Below are 21,579 nucleotides of genomic sequence, written 5' to 3'. Positions count from 1 at the left end.
CGTCCCCCTGGGGGGAAGACGCCGAAGGCGGCGCAGGGGGGTTCCACTACTTCACCGAGATGTATCGGAACGGCATCTGGTTGTCGGCGCGCTGCGTCAGCTGCACATTGCTGCCGATGCCCCAGGCCAGTGCCTGCTGGTGCAGCGGCAGGTGACCGACGTCGTCCGAATGCAGCTTGAAGGCCTCCTTGATCATCGCGTCGCGTTTGGGCTTGTCGGTTTCCGACTGGACCTTGAGCGTCAGCTCATCCACCTTCGGGTTGCAGTAGGCCCCCAGGTTGAACTGGCCCGAACCCTTGTCGTCCACGCAGCGCATCAGCGCATTGAGCACGTTGTGGGCATCGTAGGTGCTGGGCGACCAACCCAGCAGGTAGAAGCTGGTGTCGCGCTTGAGGACCTTCGGGAAGTAGGTGCCCTTGGTTTCCACCTGCAGGTTGACCTTCACGCCCACCTTGGCCAGGTTGGCCGCGACGGCCTGACAGATGTTGCCGTCGTTGACATAGCGATCGTTGGGGCAGTTCATGCCGACCTCGAACCCGTTCGGATAGCCCGCCTCGGCCAGCAACTTCTTCGAGGCTTCCGGGTCGTGGGGCAAGCGGGTGTTCTGGCTGGGATCAAAGCCATTCACCCCCGGCCCAATGAGCAGGGCGGCCGGCGTGGAGGCACCCCGCATCACGGTCTTCTGGATACCGACGATGTCGATGGCCTGATAGAACGCCTGGCGCACGCGCTTGTCCTTGAACGGGTTCTTGCCCTTGACGCTCGAATACAGCAGCTCGTCGCGTTTCTGGTCCAGCCCCAGGAAGACCCAGCGCAACTCGGGGCCTTGCAACACTTTCACTTTGCCGCTGGCATTGATGCGCGCCACGTCCTGCACCGGCACGGGTTCGATCACATCCACCTGACCCGACAGCAGCGCAGCGACGCGCGTGGAGTCGTTGCCGATGGGGGTGTATTCCACGTTGACCACATTGCCTTCGATCTTGCCCCAGTAGCTGCCGTTGCGAACGAAGCTGGTTTTGACGTTGGGTTGGCGCTCGCGCAGGCGGAAAGGACCGGTGCCGTTGGCGCGGAAGGACGCGGCGTTCTCGATGCCCTTGCGCCGGTCCACCGGCTTGACGGCCTGGTTGTCTTCGCACCACTGCTTGCTCATGATGTAGAAGAACGAGAGCTGATCGGGCAGGATGGGGAAAGGCGCTTTGGTCTCGATCTCGACCGCGAAGTCGTTGATTTTCCGGACTTCCTTGAAATCGTTGGTGTAGGAGCGCATGTCCGATCCGTCACCCGCTCCGCGGGCCAGGCTGAACACCACGTCGTCGGCCGTGAAGGGCTTGCCATCGTGAAATTTCACGCCTTTGCGCAGCTCGAAACGCCAGACCGTGGGCGACACCTGCTTCCAGCTGGTGGCCAGCGCGGGCACCAGCCGGAGGTCTTTGTCCCGGGTCACGAGCGGCTCATAGACGTTGCCGGTCACGCTCAGTTGCAGCGTCTCGTTCAGCGAATGCGGGTCCATCGACAACGCATCCCCCTGGTTGCCGATGCGCACCGTTTGTGCCGCAGCGGCGCCGGCCAGGCCGGTGAGCACGAGCGCGGTGATCAGCGATGGTTTGAAGCTCATGAAGTCTCTCCTGGACAGGTTGAAAATGAGAATGTCAAAGGGTGCTGGTATCCAAGGGCATGCCTTGCTCGATCAGGCCGGCATGCAGCGCAGCACCCAGCGGCAGCACCTCGTCGTTGAAATCGTAACGGCTGTTGTGCAGAAAACAGCCTCCCTCGCCGCCCTGCCCCAACCGCATGTAGGCCCCGGGCTTGACCTGCAGCATGAAGGAGAAGTCTTCAGCGCCCATGCTGGGGTCGAGCGTCCGGTCGACGTGGTCCGCGCCCAGCAGGCGCTCGGCCACGTCGCCCGCGAAGACCGCTTCATCCGGTGAATTGATGGTCGCGGGATAGATGCGCTCGTACTGCACATGCGCCGACGCCCCGAGGCCCAGCGCCACGCCCGAGCACACGTCGTGCAGGCGGCGCTCGACCAGTGCCTGCACCTCGGGGCTGAAAGTGCGCACCGTGCCCACCAGCGTGGCCTTGCCCGGCACCACACTGAATGCGCCCAGATCCCCGGCCTGCATCGCGCAGAGGCTGATGACAGCGTTGTCGAGCGGTCGCACATTGCGCGAGACGATGCTCTGCACCGCGGTGATGATGTGCGCCGCGACCAGCACGGGGTCCACCGTCATGTAGGGATGGGCCCCGTGGCCACCCTTGCCCGTGATCTCGATCGTGATGCGATCGGCCGCCGCCATCATGGGACCAGGGTTGATGCCCACCGTGCCGGGCTTCATCTGCGGCCAGTTGTGCATCGCGAAAACCGACTGCACCGGGAAACGTTCGAAGAGGCCGTCTTCGATCATCGCCTTGGCGCCGGCAAACCCCTCTTCGCCGGGCTGGAAGATCAACGCTGCCGTGCCGTCGAACTGGCGCGTCGCAGCCAGGTAGCGGGCAGCACCCACCAGCATGGCAATGTGTCCGTCGTGACCGCAGCCGTGCATCATCCCGGGCTTGTTTGACCGCCAGGCAAAGTCGTTGAGCTCGGTCATGGGCAAGGCGTCCATGTCGGCGCGCAACCCGATCATCTTGCCGCTGCGGCGCTGCTGCCCGTGGATGAGCGCCACCACACCGGTCTTGCCGATGCCGGTGTGGATCTCGTCCACACCACACACCTTGAGCGACTCCACCACCCTGCGCGAGGTGTAGTGCTCTTCAAACCCGATCTCTGGATGGGCGTGCAGTTCCCGCCTCAGTGCCGTGAGTTCAGGGTGGAAGGACGCGATGTGCGCGAAGGCGCGGCCTTGGGCCTTGATGCGGGCAGCGGGCATGAGGGTCATACGTGAGCCCCGGTTTTATCGATGCGCAAGCGGGGATCGACCACGAAATACAGCAGATCCACGACCAGGTTGATCACCACGAAGATCAGGGCGATCAGGCACAGGTAGGCCGCCATCACGGGTATGTCGGCAAACGTCACGGCCTGGATGAACAGCAGCCCCATGCCGGGCCACTGGAACACCGTTTCCGTGATGATGGCGAAGGCGATCAGGCCTCCGAGCTGCAGACCGGTGATCGTCATCACCGGCACCAGGGTGTTCTTGAGCGCATGGCCGAAATGCACCGCGCGGTTGCTCAACCCGCGGGCGCGCGCGAACTTGATGTAGTCGGTGCGAAGCACCTCCAGCATTTCGGCGCGCACGAGTCGCATGATCAGCGTGAGCTGGAAGATCGCCAGGGTCGCCGCAGGCAAGACGATGTGATGCCAGCCCTGCGCCGACAACAGACTGGTGCTCCACCAGCCCACCTGCACCACGTCACCACGGCCAAAGCTGGGAAACCAGCCCAGGTTCACCGAGAAGACCAGGATCAAGAGAATGCCGATCAGGAAAGTGGGCAGCGACACACCCAGCAGCGAGAGCATCATGAGCATTTGGCTCATCACGCTGCCGCGCCTGAGGGCCGCGTACACCCCCATGGGGATGCCCAATGCCAGCGCCAGCGCCGCCGCCACAAAGGCCAGCTCCAGCGTGGCGGGCAGGCGCTCTGCGATCAGGCGAGACACCTTGGCACCCTGGCGCAGGCTGATGCCAAACTCGCCTTGCGCGGCGTTGACGAGGAAGTGCCAGAACTGGACCACAAACGGCTGATCCAGGCCCAGATCGGCGCGCAGCGCGCGGATCTGGTCGGGCGTGGCATCTTGTCCCAGCAGGAACACCACCGGATCGCCCACATGCTGAAACAGCATGAAGGCCAGCAAGGCCACACAGATCATGACCAGCACAGCCTGGGCCAGGCGCCTGAGAATGAAGGGAAACATCGTTGGGGCGTGTGGTGGTGGCTGTGTCAACGTCCACAGGACGCCGCGCTGTCCTGGCTGCGAATGGCGACACAGCAGCGATATAGCAACCTTAGCACGGGGCGACCCTCATCGAGGCTCCAGCGTCAGCGGGCCATACCAGGCGCGCAGGCTGCTCCGTGTGTTGTCGGTGTCCGTCATGAGCGCCACCGCCACCAAAGGACCCGGTTCTTCTCCAAACGCCATGATGAAGTCGGCACGCACATCGCGCTGGTAATCGCGCCAATGTCCGAGCTGACCTGCGCCACTCTCCACCACCAGTTTTCGGATCCGGTCGGTGCGCGGATTGACGATCACCGAGCCGGGTTCGCCTTGGTTGCTCCACACATACGCCAGTGTCGCGTAGGGCAGTTCTTCACCCGTCATCAAGCGGCTCATCTCAGAAAGACGGTGATTGCGAGCCGACCACTTGCTGCGATCGCCGTCGAAGGCCAGGAGGATCCGCACCGCAGCGTCCGCGTGCTCGGCCTCGCCCAGATTGGCACCTTCGGGCAAGGCATCCACCTTCCAAGAAAAAGCCAGTTGTCCGAACTCGGTCAGAGAGGGCGCAAACCGCTGTCGCAGGATGCTGACCGATCGATCCGACTTCACCGACAAGGAAGGCCGTCCCTGCCGCTCGGTACTCTCGAAACCTGCAAAACGCTTGCCCGGCAGGTACATCGGCTGCCAGCTGTCTCCGCCCGGTGGCGTTTGGAGAAGCGACTCCACCGCAAGCTTCCAAGCTGCATTGTCATATGGGCCTCCCTCCCTCGGATCCGCATCAGCAGTGTGGTGCCCGGAGCTCTCTGCAGGCATCAATCCGCCGCAAGAAGCCAACACCACCGCACAGATCAGCAGCAACCACACTCTCAAATTCATGCTCCAGACGCCCTTGAATCAAGCCTGCCACCTGAACACCAGGCCGCAAGTGCTCTCAGCAACATATTGTTGCGAACGATGCAGTCTAGCGGGTTTGCCATCACACGCCCCTCCAATGGGGGAAGCCATCAAGCCCGTCTTTTGGGAGAATTTTCACGCGGCAGCGATGGTCTTTGCCGCAGACGGTCGCTCAAGGGCAATGACCGAATTCATCAATTCAGGAGGAACTTTCATGATCAAAAAATTGCTGTCTGCTTTGTTGGCTGTGTTCGCTGCCGGGGCATTCGCTGCCGTCGATGTCAATACCGCCAGTCCGGCCGACCTCGATAGCGTCAAAGGCATTGGTCCCGGCACTTCCAGCAAGTTGCTGGAAGTGCGCAAAGCGGGCAAGTTCAAGGACTGGTCGGACCTGATCGAGCGCATGCCAGGCATCGGGGAAAAGCGTGCAGCCAAACTGTCTTCCGAGGGACTGACGGTCAACGGTGAGGCCTTCAAACCAGTGGTCTCCACCAAGGCAGCAGCGCCCATGGAGAAATCCCTCAAACCCGCCGCAGCACCGACACCCAAACAGTAACGGACAGCACCGCCATAAAAAAAGCCACTTGGCATTGCCAAGTGGCTTTTTCAATTCTGGATTCAAGCGGCCAAGGCCGCCTTCATCAGAACGTGTGCTTCAGACCGAAGCCGTAACGGGTGTCAGGGCCAGCGTTCTTCGTGTCCAGGAAACCGCCGTACACGGTGGTGCGCTTGGACAGGGAGTAAGCAACGCCCAGGCTCAGGCCGGAAGCGCGCTCAGCACCGTCAAGCTTCGAGGAGGCATAGCCAGTCGACAGCGTCAGGCTGGAGCCCAGAGGAATGTCGGCACCGAAGGACAGGTCGGTGGTCTTGGCGCTACCGGCCTTGACGTTACCGTAACCAGCCAGCAGCTTGGCAACACCCAGATCGTAGGAACCGTTCACGCGGGTGAACTTGGTGTCGCCACCAGCGGTCTTGTCGACTTGGTAAGCCACACCAGCGTAAACCGGGCCGCCTTCGTACTTGACGTGGAAAGCATTGGACTGGTTGCCCGAGCCTTCTTTCAGGTTCGTGCTCAACGCGCCGCTCACACCACCGAAAGAGGGCGATGCGTAGTAGATGCCGTTCGAAGGGTTGCTCACGTAGCCGGTGCTGGCCCAGATGCTGTTCTCAACCGACAACACCGAGTCAAACACGGGGTTGGTGGCGCCAGAAATGTCGTCGTAGGCAGACCACATCTTGCCCAGCTTCACTTCACCGAAACCACCACCGAGGCCCACGTAGGCTTGACGGTCGAAAGAAGAACCAGCGGTGCGCTGGGTGCCCGTGTCCACGTTGAAGCCATGCTCCAACAGGAAGTTGGCCTTCAGGCCGCCACCCAGATCTTCCGTGCCCTTGAAGCCCAGACGGCTTCCGCTCACGCCACCCGAAGTCAGCTTGGCGGGAACGCCCTTGTCTTTGTGCAGAACGGCGTCAACGACACCGTACACGCTGACAGAGGATTGGGCTTGGGCCACACCGGCCACCGAAGCCAGAACGGCAAGAGCAATCAGAGATTTTTTCATATGAACATCCTTAAAAGCTGGGCCACATGGCCCGATTGAGAAACTGACCCTTCATGCTAGCGCGGCGTCACGCAAATAGTGCGGGAATACCCTTAAAAATGGTTCTGCGGCGCTCGTCTGTCTTTTTTTGGAAACAGACGCACGACCATCAAAAACAGCGCCCGCAAGTCCGGAAGACAACAGATCAAAAAAATCCCGCCAAGTTTCCTTGGCGGGATTTTTTTTCTTCGGTTGACTGACAGGTGTCAGCCAACGATCAGAAGTTGTGGTGAACGGTCAGGTCGAAGCCGGACTGCTTCTTGCCCGTGACGGCGCTGACGGCCTTGCTGTCACGACCGTAGGTGGTTTCCAGGGCGGTACGCTTGCTCAGAGGGTAGATGTAGCCCAGACCCAGCTTCTGGTTGGTCACCACGCCCGAATTCTTGTTCTTGGCACGGGCCAAGCCGACTTGCACCTTGCCAGGACCAGCAGGGATCGTGGCGCCGAAGAGCAGACCCTCGGTCTTCACACCAGCTGCGGTCTTTGCATTGCCCAGACCGAAGGCCAGCTTCGCCACGCCCAGATCATAGGTTGCGTAGGCGTTGGTCAGCGTGCCAGGAACGCCCTTTTCGGAACCAACACCCACGTCCAGAGGACCGTTGGCATAACCAACAGCAACGCTGTTTTGAGCCTTGGCTGCACCTTCTTTCAGGCCGGTGGAGAAAGCCACGTTCACGCCGCTGAAGCTGCCGCTGTAATGGATGACGTTGGCAGTGCGGATGTACCCCGGCAAGGTGGTGGTTTGCATGCCGATGCCACGCAGAGCGCCAGCGCCGTCGCCGCCGAACGGATCGGGCTTGTTGTTGGCACCCAAGAACAGGGCGCTGTAGTAACGGCCCAGGCGAACTTCACCGAAAGAACCAGCCAGACCAACGGTCGACAGCCCGTTCCACATCGTGGACGAGGCCGGGGTCACAACGCCGGTCGTCGGGTTGGTGCCACCAGGGTTGAACGTGGCGTCTGCACCGGTGTCAGGACGGAAGCGGTGCTCAATGTGGAACTTGGCCTGCAGACCGCCACCGAGGTCTTCTGCACCGCGGAAACCCAGACGGCTGCCGTGAATGTCGTCCAAGGAAGCTTCGTTGTTCTTAGTACCCAAGCTGGACTTTTCCAGGCTGACGTTCACTTTGCCATAGATGGTCACGGAAGACTGCGCGAAGGCGGCGCCGGTGGCGGCCACGGCAGCCAGAGCAATCAGGGTCTTTTTCATTGAGGGTATCTCCAAGGTTAATAAATAAGCTGGGGGTCTAAGCCTCCGAGCCAACCTCCGTTGCTGGAAGTTGAACGATTGCAACAGAAGGTCGCGGAGCGCGCAAAGCTTTCCAGGGTCCTTGTCGCACTCGGGCAACAAAATCAACGCCCTCCTAGGGCAATCCCCTACGACTGAAGTACACCAGTACACAAAAGCAGCATGGCGCACAATGACATGCCGATCCCACGTCTCTCATCGAAACCCAACGAAGAAGGCACCTACACGATATGGACACGCTGTTGAACGCCGCAGATTCGGCTCTGCGCACCCTTTTCGCTCAGCCACGCGCTTCCCGCGTTTGTGCCACATTGCCTGAACACGCCACAACGCCACTGTCCGCTGAGGACCGCAAGTTGTCTGGCGCGCTCATGCGGGTGAATCATGTCGGTGAAGTTTGTGCACAGGCGCTCTACACGGCCCAGGCTTTGGCCGCCCGTCAACGCCGCGCTGGATCGTTGCGAAGCAGGGAAGCACTGGCGCAACAGCTCGAAGCCGCTGGCCGAGAGGAATCCGACCACCTGGCCTGGACCAGAGAGCGTCTTGGTGAATTGGGCTCGCACCCTTCACTGCTGAATCCGCTTTGGTACGCCGGTGCTTTCGGCATGGGATTGTTGGCAGGTCGATTCGGCCCGGCCGTGAGTTTGGGTTTTGTGGTGGAAACAGAGCGGCAGGTGGAGGCCCATTTGGCCAACCACATGGATCGGTTGCCCAAAGGCGATCTGGCGTCCCGAGCCATCGTTTCACAGATGAAAGCCGATGAAGCACGTCACGCGCGCGAAGCGCAACATGCCGGCGCAACCGAACTGCCCGCACCCGTCAAAGGACTGATGAAACTGGCTGCCCGCGTGATGACCACGGTGGCTCACCGCATCTGAGCGACACGGGGTGCGCTCAGGCCTCGATCACCTCGAACCCGGTCGTGATCTCGGCGGTTTTTCCCAACATGATGCTGGCTGAGCAGTACTTGTCGTGGCTCATGGCGATGGCCCGCTCCACCGCTGCGGGTGGAATGCCTTTGCCTGTCACGGTGAACTGCATGTGAATCTTGGTGAAGACCTTGGGGTCGGTGTCCGCTCGCTCGGTGGTGAGCTTGACGCTGCATCCCTGCACCTTGTGCCGTCCACGCTTGAGAATCAACACCACGTCGTAGGCGGTGCACCCGCCGGTGCCGGCAAGCACGGTTTCCATGGGCCGAGCCGCGAGGTTGGCGCCACCGTTCTCAGGTTTGCTGGCGTCCGGAGCACCGTCCATGGTCAGCACGTGGCCGCTGCCGGTCTCGGCGACAAAACCCATGTGGGAGCGGGTGCCGGCACCGCCGGTCCAGGTCACTGTGCATTCCATGTCGGTGTCCAGGCGTGATGAATTTGACGAGCTGAAGACTCAGCTCTCTAAAAAGTAGCAAAAACGCTGCAACACATGTTGCATTGCAGCATCCCATCGGTATACTGGCGGCATTGTATTGAAGGTTGTCTCCTCTGCCCTCCACGGGTGGATTTAAACCCGGACCGGTTCTGCCAGTCCGGGTTTTTTTTGCCTCGCAGGGGCTCGCTATGATCATTGGCCAGGAAAAACCATGACATCACGCCCCCCAAAAACCGCCCCCCTCGCTCAAGAAGCCCCCCGGACGACCCCATTGAGCCCGGCCGACTACCTCAAGAAGATCCTGACCGCACGCGTGTACGACGTCGCGGTGGAGTCCGCGCTGGAGCCCGCCAAAAACCTCAGCCGGCGGCTGCACAACAAGGTGCTGCTCAAACGCGAAGACCAGCAACCGGTGTTCAGCTTCAAGCTGCGCGGCGCGTACAACAAGATGGCGCACCTGACCCAGGAGCAGCTGAACAAGGGCGTCATCTGCGCCTCGGCTGGCAATCACGCCCAGGGCGTGGCCCTCGGCGCCCGCAAGCTGGGTGCGCGTGCGGTCATCGTCATGCCGACCACCACACCGCAAGTGAAGGTGGATGCCGTGCGTGCGCTGGGCGGTGACGTGGTGCTGCATGGCGACAGCTATTCCGATGCCTACACCCACGCCGCCGGACTGCAAAAAAAGCAGGGCCTCACTTTCGTTCACCCCTTTGACGACCCGGACGTGATCGCCGGACAAGGCACGATCGCGATGGAGATCCTGCGCCAGTTGCAAAGCCTGGGATCGGACCACCTGGATGCGGTGTTCGTGGCCATCGGTGGCGGCGGTCTGGTCTCTGGCGTGGCGAACTACATCAAGGCCGTGCGCCCCGAGATCAAGGTGATCGGCGTGCAAACCGTGGACTCCGATGCCATGCTGCAGTCGGTCCAGGCGGGCGAGCGCGTGACCCTGAACGACGTTGGCCTGTTCGCCGACGGTACGGCGGTCAAGCTGGTGGGCGAAGAAACCTTCCGCATCGCCAGCGGGCTGGTGGACGAGTTCGTGGTGGTGGACACCGACGCGGTCTGCGCTGCGATCAAAGACATCTTCGTCGACACGCGCAGCATCGTGGAGCCCTCCGGTGCGCTGGCGGTGGCGGCGATCAAACAGTACGTCGCAACGCACAAGACCAAGGGCGAAACCTACGCGGCCATCCTCTGCGGCGCCAACATGAACTTCGACCGTTTGCGCTTTGTGGCCGAACGCGCGGAAGTGGGCGAAGAGCGCGAGGCGTTGTTCGCCGTGACCATCCCCGAAGAGCGGGGCAGTTTCAAGCGTTTCCTGGAGACCATCGGCGGTTTGCCGGGCGGGCCGCGCAACGTCACCGAGTTCAACTACCGGATTGGCAATGCACAGGTGGCCCATGTGTTCGTGGGCCTGACCACACAAGGCCCGGGCGAGTCGAAGAAGATTGCAGGCTTGTTCAAGCGCCAGGGTTTTGACGCGCTGGACCTCACGCACGACGACCTTGCCAAGGAACACATCCGCCACATGGTGGGCGGGCACTCGCCGCTGGCGCAGGAGGAACGCCTGCTGCGCTTTGTTTTCCCGGAGCGTCCGGGTGCACTGTTGAAGTTCCTCAGCCTGATGCGGCCCGGCTGGAACATCAGCCTGTTTCACTACCGCAATCAGGGCGCGGACTACGGCCGCATCCTGGTGGGCCTGCAGGTGCCGCCCAAGGACGACAAGGCTTTCGTCAAATTCCTCGACACGCTGGGCTATCCGTTCGTGGAAGAAACCCACAATCCGGTGTACCGCCTCTTTCTCAAAAGTTGACATCCTGACGCCATGAAATCCAGGCCTCTGTCCCTGCCAGTCAACGAACCTGGCGTCGAAGCGGCCGAGGCGTCCCTGTGGCCGCCGGTTGCGGCCACGGCCAACGCCCAGATGGACCTGTTGGTGCAGCACCAACTGACCAGTCCGCACGAGGCCGAGCACGCCCTGGGACGCATGGCATCGCTGGCGATGCAACTCGCCCGCATCCAGGATGACGGACACCTCGTTCTGCAAGGCCTCCGCCTGGAATCCCCCCAGCTCGTGGTGTTCGCGGCCGATCACGGCGTGGCCGATGAAGGGGTCTCCGCATTTCCGCAGGAAGCCACGCGGCAACGGGTGTTGAACATGCTCGCCGGCAACAGCCCGGTCAACGCGCTTGCCGCGATGCACGGGGTCGACCTCACGGTGGTGGACGCCGGCGTCGCATCGCACATCGTGATGCCACCGGACACCGAATCGCAGGTTCCCCTTCTGGTGCGCAAGATCGGCTACGGCACGCGCAACATGGTGCTGGCCCAGGCGATGTCGGCAGCGCAGGCGCGCTCGGCGCTGCAGGCCGGCATGGACGTGGTGCGGCACCTGCCCGGCAACGTGGTGGGACTGAGCAACATCGGCGTGGCCGGCAACGCCAGTGCCGCGCAGCTGCTCTCGCGCCTGTGTGGCGTGCCGCTGGCCGACGCCTGTGGCAAAGACCAGGCGCAAGACGAAGTCCAGGCACAGCGCAAGCTGGAGCGCCTGTTCGCCGCCGCCAGCCGCCACCGCAAGGCCACCGCGCCGTTGGACGTGCTCGCGGCCATGGGCGGGTTCGAGATCGGCATGCTCTGCGGCGCGATGATCCAGGCGGCCAGCGAACGGCGTGTGGTGATCGTGGACGGGTTTGTCGCCAGCGCCGCGGCTCTGCTGGCGCGCGCGCTGGCGCCTGCGGTGGCGGACTATCTGGTGTTTGCCCACCGTTCGGCCGAGCCGGGACATCGCCTGCTGCTGATCCACCTGCAGGCCCAGCCCCTGCTCGACATGGAGCTGCGCTCCAGCGAAGGCACGGGCGCCCTGCTCGCCTGGCCGCTGCTGCTCGCCGCCCAGCGCCTGCTCGAACGCTAGGCGCCCAGCCAGCGCCGGTGGCCCGCGAGCGCCACGACGTCGCGCCACCGCGCGCACTGAGGAGCGATGCGTGGCCAGATCTGCAACAGCAGTTCGCCCTCTGCGAGCGCGTCGGCCGAGGCCTGGTGACGCGCCAGGCAGTGGATGCCGAAATGTGCCATCCACTCGTCGAGCGAGCGCGCGTGCACCCCTTCGTTCGTCACCGCGCACAGGTCCGCGATGTCCACCCATTCATTGGGCAGGCGCCGTCCCAGGTGTTGCTCACTGAGTCGCCCCAGCATCGAGGCGTCGAAGGCACTGTGAAAAGCCAGCAAGGGCGCCGACTGGATGAAATCGGCAAAGGCTTGCAGTGCCGGCCCGGGCGCCATGCCGTCACGCTGTTGCTGCTCGCCAATGCCGTGCAGCAGGATGTTGTCGTGGTCGCTGCGACCCTCCTGCTGCTGCAGCACCACCTCGAAGCTGTCCCCGAGCACGATGTCCAGGCACTGACGCCGCCAGTCCACGCTCAACCCCAGCGCCGCGACGGCCAGCAGGTGGTCGCTGGACGCATCGAGACCACTGGTTTCGACATCCACGACCACCCAGCGCTCCACCGGGGTGCCCTGGGCGGGGGCGGCGCCATGCCCGCCCCACCAGGACCTGACCTGATCCAGCACGCCGCTCATCGCTGGTAATCGAGCTGTACCCGCTGCTGCAGGCTGCGCACCACCCGCAATGTCTCGCGCAGGATGCGGCGGTCGATGTCGTTGAGCGCATCCACCGCGACGCGATTGGGGTTGTCGCCCACGGTGCTGCCGTCCAGCTGCGCCCGCAAGCGCAGCATCTGCAGGAACTCGAAGCCCGCGACCCACGAAGCGTGTTCATGCTCCGGCACGCCCAGCAAAGGCCCCACAGCCTCGAAACGCTCCCGGGTGCTGGTGACGGGAACGCCGCGCGCCAGCGCGTACAGGCGTGCCACATCCACCAGGATGGCGGTGCCCTGCAGCTTCAGGTCCAGCGTGGCGTGGCCATGGACGGCGGTGGTGTCGATCTGCCCGCGCCAGTTCAGCGGCGGCGACTGCGCCAGGCCATTGATCGCGAGCTGGCGTGCGAACCGAGGGTTGGTGGCCGCGCGTTCGACGACAAAAGCACGCAGCTCGTCGGCCAGCGCCGATCGGCCGGCGAGGCTGCGGAAGTCGAAATAGATGCTGGCGTTGAGCAGGTCCTGGGGCGAGCCGTGGTCGATCCATTGCGCGAACCGCCGCTTCCATTGCGACAGGCTCAGGCAACAGTCGGGGTTGCTGGCCATGATGTTGCCCTTGCACAGGGGATAGCCGCAGGCGTCCAGCGCCCGGTTGACGTCCAGGGCGAAGGCCAGCAGGCGCTGCGGGTCGGGTGCATGGCCGTCTTCCGGCTCGGCCACGATCAGCGCGTTGTCCTGGTCGGTGGCGATGGTCTGTTCACTGCGGCCTTCCGAGCCCAGCGCGATCCAGCAGAACCGCTGCGTGTCCAGGCCATGTTCGGTGGCCTTGATGGCCACCAGGCGCGCGGTCAGCACGTCGTTGAGGTGGCTGATGAGCTGGGTCAGCTGGTGGGCCTGCACGCCCTGCCCGAGCAGGCTGCGCGCAAAACGGCGGATGTCGTCGGCGGCCGATCGCAGCGCCGTCACGTCCGGGGCGTGCCGGATGTGGTCGCTGACCTGGTTGAGGCTCAGGCGCTGCAAGGCGTACAGGTCGCGCTCGGAAACCATGCCCACGGCACGTCCCTGGCGCGTGACGGGCACATGGCGGATGCCCTGGGCCGACATCAGCAACGCGGCCTCCTGCGCCGTGCGCTCGGCGCCCAGGCTGTGCACCGGCTGCACCATCACCTCTGACATGGGCGTGTCCAGTGGCAGGCGCGCCAGGGTGACGCGGCCGAGGATGTCGAAACGCGTGAGGATGCCGATCGGACGCCCCTCAGCGTCCACCACCAGCATCGAGCCGATGCGCAGGCGGTGCATCTGCTCCAGCGCGTCCTGCAACGGCGTCTGTGGCCCGCAGGTCACGGGCGCTTGGCGGCACAGCCGCTCCAGCGGCGTCTCCATCGACTGCTCGGACAACACCCGCGAAGCGTAGGCCGATTGCAGCGCAGCGCGCGAGAGGTCCAGAAAACGCAGGATGCGGCGGTTCAGGAAGTCGGCAAACACGGGGCTGCGCTCGGCCAGCGCCTGCATCTGCTCGGCCGGCAGGCGCAGCGCAAAGGTGTCCTCGGTGGCGTGGTACGACGTGGTCGTGGCGCGCTGCGCCAGCACGGCGCTGATCGGAAACAGGTCGCCCGCCTCGTACTGGAAGGCGCCGCCCGACACGTCCGAGAGGCCCCGTTTGCCCAGCACCGCGCCGCGTCGGATGTAGAACAGCTCGCTGGCCACGCCGTCTTCGGGCTTGACCAGCGCATCGCCCGGGGCGAAGTACGCCTGTCGCGAGGCCTCGACAAACGCCCGCACGTGCAGCGGGTCCATCTCGTCAAAGGGAGGGTGACGTTGCAATTCGTCACACAGTTGCCCCAACAGACTGCCAGACGGCTTCAGGGGGGCGTCCGGTGACGACGGGTTCGCGGAAAAACGGGACACGGTCATGGCAGAACCTCTGTGCGACGGCCCCTTGGCCGCAAGGTCATTCCGGCGCTTCGGGCAGGCTCAGTTCCAACGACTCGGCACCCCCGCTTGCCGACCCGAGCCGGGCCACGCGCCGTCCGACGGACAACAGGACGAGCTCGCCCTCGACGACGGAACCGATCGTGATGGGGCGTGGTGGCTGCCCGTCCACGGCGATCAGCGCCGCGCCTCGTTGCCCCGGCTGGCTCACCAGACCGATCAGGCGAAAACGGGACGACGCGGGCGGCGCCACGGCAGCCGCCGCCTGCGCCTCGGGCGGGGCACCGAGCGCCCGGGCCACCGACGCCGCGTCCGCCTGGATGGGGTTGCCGGCGATCGCGGCCACCGGAATCAGCGGCCCGCGACCCCACAATTGCAACAACCAGGAACCTGTGCACACCCCCGCCGCCAGCCAGAGCACCCCCGCGGCCAGCGCGGGCCACGCGCGCCCCGGCACCGGCACCGCCAGGGATGGAAAGCGGTTGTTCAGTCGCGCGGAAAAGGGCTGCTTCAGCATGGGCGCATTATGATCCACCGTCTTGGCGGTTCACCCTGCGTCGCAGGTCTTCCGTCCGTCTGACCACAGTGCCACCCTGGCCTGTCCAACGTGTTTCCGGGAGCCCGATTTGAACCTCCTCACTGCCACCACGGCATCCAACCCTTCCTCCACCGTCCGTTTGCGCCAGCGCCTCCAGCGCGGCTTCACGCTGATCGAGCTGATGGTCGTTCTGGTGATCATCGGCGTGCTGGCCGCGCTGATCGTGCCCAACGTGCTGGACCGCGCCGATGACGCGCGCGTGACCGCCGCGAGAACCGACGTCAACAACCTGATGCAGGCGCTCAAGCTGTACCGCCTGGACAACCAGCGCTACCCCAGCGGCGAACAGGGCCTGACCGCTCTGGTGGCCAAGCCCACGGCGGCACCGGTGCCGCCGAACTGGCGGCCCTATCTGGAAAAGCTGCCGGCCGACCCCTGGAGCCGCCCCTACCAGTACCTGAACCCGGGTCTGCACGCCGAAGTCGATGTGCTGTCACTGGGCGCGGACGGCCAACCCGGCGGCGAGGGCAAGGACGCCGACGTGGGCAGCTGGCAGTGACTGGCTCCCCCCTGCGCCGCTGCGCGGCGTCCCCCCGGGGGGACGGCGCCCTTCGACCGGGGACGCGCTGCCCCCCTGCGCCGCTGCGCGGCATCCCCCAAGGGGGACGATGCCCTTTGACCGGCAAAGCCGGATCGTCGGCATCTGCTGGGTTGATTGACGTCGCGCCGTCGGCTGGTCTGGTTATCGTGAATGGTTATGAATCCCTTGCGTGCTGACCAGGGCTTCACCTTGCTGGAGCTGCTGGTGGTCGTGTCCATCGTGGCGCTGGCGACGGCGGGGGTGAGCCTTTCGCTGCGGGACACCGGCGCCAAGGAGCTGGAGAGCGAGGCGATTCGCCTGGCCGCGCTGCTGGAGTCGGGGCGGGCGCAGTCGCGCAGCAGCGGTGTGCCGGTGCGCTGGCTCGCCAACGATGAGGGTTTCGAATTTCAGGGCATCAGCACCCGCGCCGAGGCGCGTGACTCGCTGGCCCGGCCGCGCACCTGGCTGAACACCGAAACCCGAGCGCGCGTGACCCAGCCGCCCGGCGCCGACGGGCTGGTGCTCGGACCCGAACCCTTGATCGCTGCGCAGCGCCTGGAACTCATTCAAGGCGACCGGCGACTGACCCTCGCCACCGATGGCCTCGCGCCCTTTGCGGTCGTCGCGGCGCCCCTCACGCCATGACCCAGCGCCCGGGCTCACGCGGCTTCACGCTGATTGAAATCCTGGTGGCGCTGGCGGTGGTGGCCGTGGCACTCGCCGCCGGCTCCCAGGCCACCGGCGCCCTCACCCGCGCGGCGGCGCGCCAGAGCGACCAGTGGCTGGCCCAGCTGTGCGCCGAAAACGAGCTGATCCGGCTGCGGCTGACACGCCAGCTGCCCGGCGTTGGCGACAGCACCAGCGAGTGCCAGCAGGCCGGGCGCACCTTGCAGGTGACGCTGTCCGTGGTGCCCACACCCAACCCCAATTTCCGCCGCGTGGACGCGCTGGTCGAATCGAGGGTCGAGGGGGTGGACGTGCGGCTCTTGAGCCTATCCACCATCATGGGGCGGTATTGATGGGCCCCCACGCTCCGCCGCTGCGCGGGTCGTTGCCCCCCGAGGGGGCTGTTTCGCCTTGGGGCGGCCCTACGGCAGATCGAGGCCCCCACGCTCCGCCGCTGCGCGGGTCACTGCCCCCCGAGGGGGCTGTTTCGCCTTGGGGCGGCCCGACGGCAGATCGAGGCCCCCACGCTCCGCCGCTTCGCGGGTCACTGCCCCCCGAGGGGGCTGTTTCGCCTTGGGGCTGCCCGACGGCGAAACGCGGCTTCTGGCAACGCTGCCGCCACCAGGCGGGGTTCACGCTGATCGAATTGCTGGTGGCGCTGGCGGTGATGTCCATGCTGGCCATCCTCAGCTGGCGCTCCATCGATGGCATGAACCGCACCCAGACCCTGACCCAGCAGCGTGCCGACGAGCTGCTGCGCCTGCAGGCGGCGCTGGGGCAATGGCACGCGGACCTCGACGCGGTGGTCAACACCGACGAGCTCAATCCCCTGCAATTCGACGGCAAGCTGCTGCGCATGACCCGCAGAGACAGCGGGGACAACGGCCTGAACAGCGCGGGCGTGCGCGTGGTCGCGTGGAGCCGTCTGGGCCGCGCCGACGCGCCCGGCGCGCAATGGATGCGCTGGCAATCGGCCCCGGTGCAGCGCCGCAACGAACTGGCCGAGGCGTGGCAACGGGCGGCCGAGTGGGCCGCGTCGGGCGCTGCGGACGGCCGCGACAGCGCCGTGGCGCTCGCGGGCATCGACCAGTGGCAACTCTTCTACCACCGGGGTGAAACCTGGGGCAATTCGCTGTCCTCGGTCGGCAATGAAAGCGCGGGCGTGTTGACCGTCTCGGAGGGCAGCATCCCCAATGGCGTGCGCCTGGTCCTCACCCTCACCCCCGGGCAGGGACTCTCGGGCATCCTGGTGCGCGACTGGGTGCGCCCGACGCTGCAGGCCGGAAGGACATGAGGACATGAAGCACCCCCCGCGCCGCTTCGCGTCACCCCCCTCAAGGGGGACGGCACTGGCCGTCCGGCAAAGCCGGCCCGGCGGTGCCCTTGGGCTGAGTAACTTCGCGCGCTGCGGATCGATTGACGCCGAGGGGTTTGCGGCATGAGCCCCCAAAAGAGCGCCAAGCGCATAGGCCCCACGAACGAGGGGAAGGCCCTCCAGGGCACCGCCGGGCCGGCTTTGCCGGACGGCCAGTGCCGCCCCCCTGGGGGGGCGACGCGCAGCGGCGCGGGGGGGCGTCAACAGGGCGCAGCCCTCCTCCTCGCCATGCTCACCGTCGCGCTCGTGGCCACGCTGGCCTCGGCGGCGCTGTGGCAGCAATGGCGTTCGGCCGAGGTGGAAGCGGCCGAACGGCAGCGCCTGCAGGCGAGCTGGATCCTTGTCGGTGCGCTGGACTGGGCGCGCCTGATCCTGCGTGAAGACGCGCGCAGCAACCAGAACACCGGCGCAGCCGACCACCTGGGCGAACCCTGGGCGACGCCCCTGGAAGAAGCCCGCCTCTCCAGCTTTCTGGCGGCCGACAAGAACAACAGCGCCGAAGAACTGATGCCGGCCTTTCTGTCGGGCGAAATGATCGACCAGCAGTCGCGCCTGAACTTCCGCAACCTGATCAGGATCACCGGCACCGGACCGCAGGCCAAGGCGGAGTTGTCGGCGCCGGATGTGGCCACGTTCACCCGGCTGTACGAGCTGCTCGACCTGCCACCCGCCGAGCTGACCGCTGCGGCCGCCAACCTGCTGCGCACCACCGAACGTGCGCTCGACGATCCCAAACCGTCCTCCTCCCCCCTGGTGCCGAAGCGCTACGCCCAGTTGAGCTGGCTGGGCCTGAGCCAGGCCAGCCTCACGGCCCTGGAGAAACACGTCACGGTCCTGCCCGAGAGCACCCGGCTCAACCTCAACACCGCGAGCGCCGAGGCCCTGAGCGCGAGCGTGCCGGGTCTGGACCTGGCGATGGCCCAGCAGGTGCTCACCAGCCGCGCCAGCAACCCGTTCACGAAGCTGGAAGACGCCGTGGCCCGCATCCCGGGCGCCACCACCGAAACGGTGACCGTTGCCCATCACGACGTGCGCAGCCGGTTCTTCGAGGCGCGTGTGCGGCTGCGCCTGGACGACACCCTGATCGAAGAGCACTCGCTGATCCAGCGCAACGGCATGACCACCCTGGTGCAGTGGCGCGAACGGGTGGCAGCACCTTGACCCGGCGCGATTCGCCCGCCGGGTGGTATCTCACTAGAATGAAAGGCTGTCCAGCGTGCCCCGCGCGCTGCCGCCGCTTCCCGACGTGCTGATCCTCACCCCGACCGAATTCACCACCGCCGCCGCCAGCCCGACCTCGGTGCTGGACTGGGTCCGCTCGCCCAACGGCCAGCAGCAGGGCGACCACGGGAGTTGCGCCGCCGCCCTGTTGCCGGCGGACGACGATGTGGTGCTGGTGCTGCCGCCGCGCACCGTGTCCTGGCACCGTGTGACGCTGCCCAAAGTGGCTGCGGCGCGGCTGAGGGCCGCGCTGGACGGCGTGCTGGAGGACCGGCTGCTGAACGACCCGTCCGACCTGCACTTTGCGCTGGAGCCGGGCAGCCGTCCCGGGCAGACGCTCTGGGTGGCGGCCTGTCACAAGGCCTGGCTGAAGTCCTGGTTGCAGGTGCTTGAGGCAGCGGGTCGCCCGGTGTCGCGCATCGTGCCCTCCCTCTGGCCCACCTCGGCGGCAGGCGGCGACCGCAGCGAAACCGTGCACTGGGCCCACGACGAAGGCGACGGCGTCTGGCTGTCCACGGCCAACCCGCTGGGCGTGCGCAGCGTCCCGCTGCGTGAAAGCAGCACCAGCACGTTCGGCCCATCCAGCACCTTCGGCGATTCAACCTTCGGGGACCTCGGACCCGCGGCCAGCAACACCCACGGTCACCTGCCGACCGCCTCCGATCCGGCCACCACACGCTGGTTGGCCGACCCCTCGATCACCGCGCTGGCCGAACAGGCGTGCAACCAGCGCTTCGACCTGATGCCCCCGCCGGCCTGGTTGCTGCGCTGCGCCCAGTCCGACTGGAACCTGGCGCAGTTCGATCTCAGCCTCTCCAGCGGCGCACGCCGCAACCAGCGCCTGCGCCAGTCGCTGCGCCAGTTCCGCAGCGCCCCGGCCTGGCGTCCCGCGCGCTGGGGGCTCGCGGCACTGCTGCTGTCGCTGATGGGCGGCCTCAACGCCATGGCCTGGATGGAGCGCAGTGCCATGGCCGCCAAGCAAGCCGCCATGACACAGGCCCTGCGAGAGACCTTCCCCGGTGAAAACCTGGTGATGGACGCACCACTGCAGATGCGGCGCGGGCTCGCCCGCCTGCAGCAGGCCAGCGGCACCCTCTCCACCAGCGATCTGGAGGCCATGCTGGCGGCGATCGCGGCGGCCGCGCCCAACGCCGCGCCCACCGCACTCGACTTCTCCGCCGGTGATGCCCGGCTGGGCGCCTGGAACGTCCCCGAGCCCCAACTCCAGTCTCTGCAGCAAGCGCTCAACGAACGCGGCTGGGCGGCCAGCGTCGAAGGCGGCTCGCTGCGCATCCGACCGAAAGCCCCCTGATGGCCGCACCCGATCCAACCCAGAAAGCCTCCGCCCTGACCCGCCTCAGTCAGCGCCTCGGCACCACGCTGCAGGCCATGTCGCCCCGCGAGCAACGCGCGGTGCACATCGCCGCCTGGGTCGTGGGGCTGGGTCTCTTGTGGTGGGTGGGCCTGGCGCCCGCGCTCAAGACCTTGCAGCAAGCCCCTGCGAAGCAGGCCCAGCTCGACCAGGCACTGAGCCAGATGCAAAACCTGGCCGCCAGCGCCGAGGTGCTGCGCAAGCAGAACGCCACCCCGCCGCCCGGCCGCGACGCGGCTTTGCGCGCACTCGAAGACGCGACCCGCGCGCTCGGTGCCAGCGCGCAGATGGCGCTGCAGGGCGACCGTGCCACGGTGACCCTGCGCAGCACACCCCCGCGCGCCCTGGCGCAGTGGCTCCACCAGGTGCGCGTCAACGCCCGGCTGCTGCCGGTGCAGGCGCAGATGCAGCGCGGCGGCAACCCCGACGGCTGGACGGGCCAGATCGTGCTGGCCGGCCCCGGTCTGGGAACCGGCAACTGATGGCACACCCCCACACCGTCCGCTGGGCCTGGCTGGGCGCTGGCCTGGGTCTGCTGATCGCTTTGCTGGTCTTTGCGCCCGCGCGCTGGCTGGGCACGACGCTGGACAGCGCCACCGGCGGCCGGGTGCAACTGGTCAATGCCCGAGGCACGGTGTGGAACGGTCGGGGCGACCTGCTGCTCAGCGGCGGCGAGGGCAGCCGGGGCCAGACCGCGCTGCCGCAAGGCGTGCGCTGGACGCTGATGCCGGGCTGGCAACAAGGGCCGGTCTTGAAGGCCCGACTGAGTTCACCCTGCTGCACCGAGCAACCCATCGGCATCACGGTGCGCCCGGGCCTGGGCAACGCCGACCTGGTGTTCTCCGCCTTCAGCAGCCGCTGGCCCGCCGCGTTGCTGGTCGGGCTGGGCACACCCTGGAACACCCTGCGCCTGGACGGCCAGTTGCTGTTCCAGTCGCCCGGCTTCACGGTGGCCTGGCACAGCGGGCGCCCTCAACTGAAAGGGCTGCTCGTGATCGAAGCGCGCGACCTCGCCACCCGCGTGTCCACGCTGCGCCCGCTGGGCAGCTACCGCGTCGAACTGCGGGCCAGACCCGAAGGCGACCAGGCCACCCTCGCGCTCACCACGCTCAGCGGCGGCCTGCAACTTCAAGGCAACGGCCAGTGGGTGGGTGGCCGGCTGCGCTTTCGCGGCGACGCGCAGGCCGCGCCCGGCAACGAGACCGCGCTGGCCAACCTGCTCAGCATCATCGGGCGGCGCGAAGGCGTGCGCTCGCTGCTTACGTTCGGATAAGTTTGCGCGCCGGACTTCGCGATAGGATCAAAAC

22 protein-coding genes are annotated in these 21,579 nt (G+C 65.9%); 12 read left to right on the top strand and 10 right to left on the bottom strand.

The window, feature by feature from the left end; all coding sequences use genetic code 11:
- Positions 1-46 precede the first annotated feature (46 nt).
- From IM738_RS01180 to IM738_RS01165, 4 genes are all read right to left on the bottom strand, one after another.
- Positions 47-1,618, bottom strand: a complete 1,572-nt coding sequence (locus tag IM738_RS01180) for an ABC transporter substrate-binding protein (protein ID WP_236964084.1) — start codon at positions 1,616-1,618, stop codon at positions 47-49.
- 34 nt (positions 1,619-1,652) lie between these two features.
- Positions 1,653-2,873: a M20 aminoacylase family protein gene (locus IM738_RS01175; protein WP_236966429.1), complete on the bottom strand. Its 1,221-nt coding sequence runs from the start codon at positions 2,871-2,873 to the stop codon at positions 1,653-1,655.
- A gap of 5 nt (positions 2,874-2,878) precedes the next feature.
- Positions 2,879-3,862 (bottom strand): ABC transporter permease, encoded by a 984-nt coding sequence (locus IM738_RS01170; protein ID WP_236964083.1) that lies wholly within the window; start codon positions 3,860-3,862, stop codon positions 2,879-2,881.
- Positions 3,863-3,970: 108 nt separating this feature from the next.
- Entirely contained in the window at positions 3,971-4,759 is a 789-nt protein-coding gene (locus IM738_RS01165; protein WP_236964082.1) for a DUF3047 domain-containing protein, read from the bottom strand.
- Positions 4,760-4,874: 115 nt separating this feature from the next.
- Between IM738_RS01165 and IM738_RS01160 the strand changes: the two genes are divergently transcribed.
- On the top strand, positions 4,875-5,333 hold the full coding sequence (locus IM738_RS01160) for a ComEA family DNA-binding protein (RefSeq protein ID WP_236964081.1): 459 nt from the start codon (positions 4,875-4,877) through the stop codon (positions 5,331-5,333).
- Positions 5,334-5,418: 85 nt separating this feature from the next.
- Here the strand turns inward: IM738_RS01160 and IM738_RS01155 are convergent, their stop codons facing one another.
- A complete protein-coding gene (locus IM738_RS01155) occupies positions 5,419-6,339 on the bottom strand; it encodes a porin (RefSeq protein WP_236964080.1) in 921 nt (306 codons plus the stop codon).
- A 256-nt stretch (positions 6,340-6,595) separates the two neighbouring features.
- The gene (locus IM738_RS01150; protein ID WP_236964079.1) at positions 6,596-7,588 is read right to left on the bottom strand and encodes a porin; all 993 of its coding nucleotides are present in this window, start codon (positions 7,586-7,588) and stop codon (positions 6,596-6,598) included.
- 269 nt (positions 7,589-7,857) lie between these two features.
- Here IM738_RS01150 and coq7 point away from each other — a divergent pair, with 269 nt between their 5' ends.
- Positions 7,858-8,505 carry a 2-polyprenyl-3-methyl-6-methoxy-1,4-benzoquinone monooxygenase gene (gene coq7, locus IM738_RS01145; RefSeq protein WP_236964078.1) on the top strand — a complete coding sequence of 216 codons (648 nt, stop codon included), beginning with the start codon at positions 7,858-7,860 and terminating at the stop codon, positions 8,503-8,505.
- Positions 8,506-8,521: 16 nt separating this feature from the next.
- Here coq7 and IM738_RS01140 read toward each other — a convergent pair whose 3' ends face one another.
- Positions 8,522-8,971 carry an OsmC family protein gene (locus tag IM738_RS01140; RefSeq protein WP_236964077.1) on the bottom strand — a complete coding sequence of 150 codons (450 nt, stop codon included), beginning with the start codon at positions 8,969-8,971 and terminating at the stop codon, positions 8,522-8,524.
- A 232-nt stretch (positions 8,972-9,203) separates the two neighbouring features.
- Here IM738_RS01140 and ilvA point away from each other — a divergent pair, with 232 nt between their 5' ends.
- Both ilvA and IM738_RS01130 read left to right on the top strand, forming a co-directional pair.
- Complete coding sequence (gene ilvA / locus IM738_RS01135) at positions 9,204-10,808, top strand: threonine ammonia-lyase, biosynthetic (RefSeq protein ID WP_236964076.1); 1,605 nt, start codon at positions 9,204-9,206, stop codon at positions 10,806-10,808.
- Positions 10,809-10,820: 12 nt separating this feature from the next.
- Positions 10,821-11,906 (top strand): nicotinate-nucleotide--dimethylbenzimidazole phosphoribosyltransferase, encoded by a 1,086-nt coding sequence (locus IM738_RS01130; RefSeq protein ID WP_236964075.1) that lies wholly within the window; start codon positions 10,821-10,823, stop codon positions 11,904-11,906.
- On the opposite strand, the gene IM738_RS01125 is transcribed toward IM738_RS01130, so the two are convergent.
- From IM738_RS01125 to IM738_RS01115, 3 genes are all read right to left on the bottom strand, one after another.
- Positions 11,903-12,571 (bottom strand): 3'-5' exonuclease, encoded by a 669-nt coding sequence (locus IM738_RS01125; protein ID WP_236964074.1) that lies wholly within the window; start codon positions 12,569-12,571, stop codon positions 11,903-11,905. The genes IM738_RS01130 and IM738_RS01125 overlap by 4 nt on opposite strands.
- Positions 12,568-14,412 carry a DUF294 nucleotidyltransferase-like domain-containing protein gene (locus IM738_RS01120; RefSeq protein ID WP_236964073.1) on the bottom strand — a complete coding sequence of 615 codons (1,845 nt, stop codon included), beginning with the start codon at positions 14,410-14,412 and terminating at the stop codon, positions 12,568-12,570. Before IM738_RS01120 ends, IM738_RS01125 begins: the two co-directional genes overlap by 4 nt.
- Positions 14,413-14,539: 127 nt before the next feature.
- The gene (locus IM738_RS01115; protein ID WP_236964072.1) at positions 14,540-15,037 is read right to left on the bottom strand and encodes a general secretion pathway protein C; all 498 of its coding nucleotides are present in this window, start codon (positions 15,035-15,037) and stop codon (positions 14,540-14,542) included.
- Between the two features lie 109 nt (positions 15,038-15,146).
- On the opposite strand from IM738_RS01115, the gene gspG reads away from it, so the two are divergent.
- The 8 genes from gspG to gspN all read left to right on the top strand — a co-directional run bounded on the left by gspG (position 15,147) and on the right by gspN (position 21,545).
- Entirely contained in the window at positions 15,147-15,617 is a 471-nt protein-coding gene (gene gspG, locus IM738_RS01110; RefSeq protein ID WP_442908479.1) for a type II secretion system major pseudopilin GspG, read from the top strand.
- Positions 15,618-15,815: 198 nt separating this feature from the next.
- Positions 15,816-16,283, top strand: coding sequence for a prepilin-type N-terminal cleavage/methylation domain-containing protein (locus IM738_RS01105; protein ID WP_236964071.1), 468 nt, complete (start codon positions 15,816-15,818; stop codon positions 16,281-16,283).
- A complete protein-coding gene (gene gspI / locus IM738_RS01100) occupies positions 16,280-16,657 on the top strand; it encodes a type II secretion system minor pseudopilin GspI (protein WP_236964070.1) in 378 nt (125 codons plus the stop codon). The genes IM738_RS01105 and gspI overlap by 4 nt, the downstream gene beginning before the upstream one ends.
- Positions 16,657-17,598, top strand: coding sequence for a PulJ/GspJ family protein (locus IM738_RS01095; RefSeq protein ID WP_272907751.1), 942 nt, complete (start codon positions 16,657-16,659; stop codon positions 17,596-17,598). The genes gspI and IM738_RS01095 overlap by 1 nt, the downstream gene beginning before the upstream one ends.
- A 222-nt stretch (positions 17,599-17,820) precedes the next feature.
- Entirely contained in the window at positions 17,821-18,840 is a 1,020-nt protein-coding gene (gspK, locus tag IM738_RS01090) for a type II secretion system minor pseudopilin GspK (protein ID WP_272907881.1), read from the top strand.
- Between the two features lie 55 nt (positions 18,841-18,895).
- Entirely contained in the window at positions 18,896-20,212 is a 1,317-nt protein-coding gene (gene gspL, locus IM738_RS01085) for a type II secretion system protein GspL (RefSeq protein ID WP_236964067.1), read from the top strand.
- Complete coding sequence (gspM, locus tag IM738_RS01080) at positions 20,212-20,754, top strand: type II secretion system protein GspM (protein WP_236964066.1); 543 nt, start codon at positions 20,212-20,214, stop codon at positions 20,752-20,754. Before gspL ends, gspM begins: the two co-directional genes overlap by 1 nt.
- Positions 20,754-21,545 carry a type II secretion system protein N gene (gene gspN, locus IM738_RS01075; protein ID WP_236964065.1) on the top strand — a complete coding sequence of 264 codons (792 nt, stop codon included), beginning with the start codon at positions 20,754-20,756 and terminating at the stop codon, positions 21,543-21,545. Before gspM ends, gspN begins: the two co-directional genes overlap by 1 nt.
- Positions 21,546-21,579: the final 34 nt, after the last annotated feature.

Origin of the sequence: Hydrogenophaga sp. SL48, from assembly GCF_021729865.1 — a bacterium.
GTDB lineage: Bacteria > Pseudomonadota > Gammaproteobacteria > Burkholderiales > Burkholderiaceae_C > Hydrogenophaga.
The sequence above is the reverse complement of the archived record's forward strand: the minus strand, read 5'-3'. Positions and strand labels throughout refer to the sequence as shown.